Raw genomic sequence first — 2,982 nt, forward strand, 5'->3', positions numbered from 1 at the left:
CCGCGACCGCGGCGCTCACCAGCGCCCCGGCCGCCACCGCGCACCCGGCCACCGCGGGTCTCGCCGATTCGGGCGCGGCTGCCACCGCCGTCCACCCGGCGATGCCGAGTACGGGGGCCGCCACCAGGAGGCCGAGGAGGGCCCGCTTGGCGGGGGAGTTCCACCCGCGGGCACGCGACCGCTCACGCTGATCGGGATGTATCGGAGTCATCGATTCCTCGCGGCCGGTGGGTCGAGCAGGCAACAGCCGCCGGGCGCCTGAAGAGTAAGTCCTCGGTAAAAGGCGGAAGTTAGGCGGTCAGTCTAGGCATCCGTCCGAGCGTTTGTTCAAGATTGATCATCGATTTTCTTTGCCGCCAGATGAGAATTTCGGCCTGATCATTCAGGCGGGCCGTCAGGGCACGGCCGGAACACCGGAACGGCCGGGGCACCCTCCCCGAGCACGCGGAAGGTGACGTGCAGGGGCATCCCGGCGCGCAGCCCGCCGGCGGGGTGGTCGACGATCCTGGTCATCATCCGCGGGCCCTCGGCGAGATCCACGACGGCGGCGGTGTACGGGACCTGGGCGCCGAAGGGCGGGAGGTCGTTGCGGTGCACTTCGGACCAGGTGTAGAGGGTGGCGGCGCCGCTGGCTTCCTCCCAGGCGACGTCCTCGCTCCAGCAGTGCGGGCAGAACTCGCGGGGGTAGTGGTGGGCCCGGCCGCAGGCGGCGCAGCGGCGGATCAGCAGCCTGCCGCGGGCGGCGGCGTCCCAGTAGGGGCGGCTGAACGGGTCGGGTTCGGGCAGGTCGAAGCGGGGCGCCGCGGGGGCGCCGGAGGCATCGGGGCCGCTCATGCGCGTACTCCTTCCGACCGCCGTTTCTGACGGCACATCAGTTTCCGGCGCCGGGGCGGACGAACACAAGGGGCGGGTGAGCGGGCACAAGGGGGGGCGCGAGGGGCCGGTGGACGGGCGCAAGGGTCGGGCACCCCGCCCCCGTGACCGATCCGCAACCGATTCGGAATTCCTTTGACCGAAACCCGTCAACCAGCCGACTACGCTCCCCACCATGGCCGACAGTCTCCCTGCGAGATCCCCTTCACCCGTCTATGTGATCGGCGGCGGACCGGGCGGGCTCGCCACCGCCGCCGCACTGCGCGCACGCGGCATCCACGCTGTGGTCCTGGAGAAGTCCGACACGGTCGCCGCCTCCTGGCGCGGCCACTACGACCGGCTGCATCTGCACACCACGCGCCGCCTCTCCGCGCTGCCCGGCCTGCCGATGCCGCGCGCGTTCGGGCGCTGGGTCGCCCGGGACGACGTGGTGCGCTACCTGGAGCGGTACGCGGAGCACCACCGGCTGGAGATCGCCACGGGTGTGGAGGTGACCCGTATCGACCGGGCCGACGACGACACCGGCTGGGTGCTGCGGGCCGGTGGCGGGCGGGAGCTGACCTCGCCGGTGACCGTGGTCGCGACGGGCTACAACCACACGCCGCGGCTGCCGGACTGGCCGGGCCGGGACACCTTCACCGGCGAGCTGCTGCACGCCCACCGCTACCGCAACGCCCGGCCGTACGAGGGCCGGGACGTACTGGTGGTCGGGGTCGGCAACACGGGCGCGGAGATCGCGGTCGACCTGGTCGAGGGCGGCGCGGCGCGGGTGCGGCTGGCGGTCCGTACCGCGCCGCACATCCTGCGCCGCTCGACGGCGGGCTGGCCCGCACAGCGCACCGGCATCCTGGTGCGGCGGCTGCCGCGCGGCGCGGTGGACCGGGCGGCGCGGCTGATGTGCCGGCTGAGCATGCCGGATCTGACCGCGCAGGGGCTGCCGTGGCCGGAGGCCGGGCTCTACACCCGGGTGCGGCAGGGCGCGATCCCGGTGCAGGACGTGGGGCTGGTCGACGCGGTGCGCACGGGGCGGGTGGAGGTGGTCGCCGCGGTCGAGTCGCTGGACCAGGACAAGGTGGTGCTGGCCGACGGCTCGCGCATCGGCCCCGAGGCGGTGATCGCGGCGACCGGCTACCGGCGCGGGCTGGAGGACCTGGTCGGACATCTGGGCGTGCTGGACGGCCGCGGGCATCCGCTCACCCACGGCAGGCGCACCCTGGGCACCGCACCGGGCCTGTACTTTACGGGCTATACGAACCCGATCAGCGGCATGCTGCGCGAACTGGCCCTGGACGCGAAGAAGATCGCGTCGACGGTGTCCCGCACGACGGCTTGATTTCGCCGCCCGCGCGGCGGCGTGAGCACGCCGCCGCGCGGGCACGCTCTTGTTGCCGTCGCGCCGTACCGCCGGTAACGGCCGCGCCGTCACCCTGCGTGTTCTCCGCGCACCGAGCATTCCTGACAGCCCGTCAGCTCTGTAGCCTGACTACTCAGTAATGTGACTGGGCGTCAGTTACCTGGTTATTGGCCAACGAGCAGGAGTGGCGGATACCCAATGCTTGGATCGACTCACGGCACCCTCACCACCAACTCCCGTCACGCCCGCGCCGTCGCCTGCGGGCGGGCGCCCGGCCCCGACGTCCAGGTCCACCAGCGCGCCTCGGCCCTCGACGCCGAGGATCTGGACGTCAGCGGCCGCCCGCTGCACTCCGAGGTCCCCGACCTGGACCGCTTCTTCCGCCCCCAGTCGGTGGCCCTCATCGGCGCCTCCGACACCGAAGGCCGCCCCGGCACCGGCATCACCCGGCAGCTCCTCGCCTGGGCCGAACGCGTCGGCGCCCGGCTGTACCCCGTCCACCCCTCCCGTCCGGCCGTCTTCGGCCTCCCGTGCGTCCCGTCCGTCGCCGAACTGCCCGAACCCGTCGACCTCGCCGTCCTCCTCGTCCGCGACCCCCTCCCGGTCATCGAGGAACTGGCCCAGGTCAAGGTCAAGTTCGCCGTCGTCTTCGCCTCCGGCTTCGCCGAGACCGGCGCCGAGGGCGCCGCCGCCCAGACCCGGCTCGCCGCCGCGGCCCGCCGCGCCGGGCTGCGGCTGCTGGGCCCCAACACCAA

The 2,982-nt window shown here is 73.2% G+C and carries 4 protein-coding genes; 2 read left to right on the plus strand and 2 right to left on the minus strand.

The features are described from left to right. Together SSOG_RS53680 and SSOG_RS18470 are read right to left on the minus strand one after the other, a co-directional pair. Positions 1 to 211 (minus strand): hypothetical protein (locus SSOG_RS53680; RefSeq protein ID WP_039938021.1); only part of this gene is annotated, 211 nt, incomplete at its 3' end. 167 nt (positions 212 to 378) lie between these two features. Next, positions 379 to 834 (minus strand): Zn-ribbon domain-containing OB-fold protein, encoded by a 456-nt coding sequence (locus tag SSOG_RS18470; RefSeq protein WP_009715768.1) that lies wholly within the window; start codon positions 832 to 834, stop codon positions 379 to 381. Positions 835 to 1,048: 214 nt separating this feature from the next. Here SSOG_RS18470 and SSOG_RS18475 point away from each other — a divergent pair, with 214 nt between their 5' ends. Both SSOG_RS18475 and SSOG_RS18480 read left to right on the plus strand, forming a co-directional pair. Continuing rightward, a complete protein-coding gene (locus SSOG_RS18475) occupies positions 1,049 to 2,206 on the plus strand; it encodes a flavin-containing monooxygenase (RefSeq protein ID WP_009715769.1) in 1,158 nt (385 codons plus the stop codon). Positions 2,207 to 2,425: 219 nt separating this feature from the next. Continuing rightward, positions 2,426 to 2,982: CoA-binding protein (locus SSOG_RS18480; protein WP_039938023.1), on the plus strand; the 557-nt coding region annotated here is incomplete at its 3' end.

Origin of the sequence: Streptomyces himastatinicus ATCC 53653, from assembly GCF_000158915.1 — a bacterium.
In the GTDB taxonomy this organism is placed as follows: domain Bacteria; phylum Actinomycetota; class Actinomycetes; order Streptomycetales; family Streptomycetaceae; genus Streptomyces; species Streptomyces himastatinicus.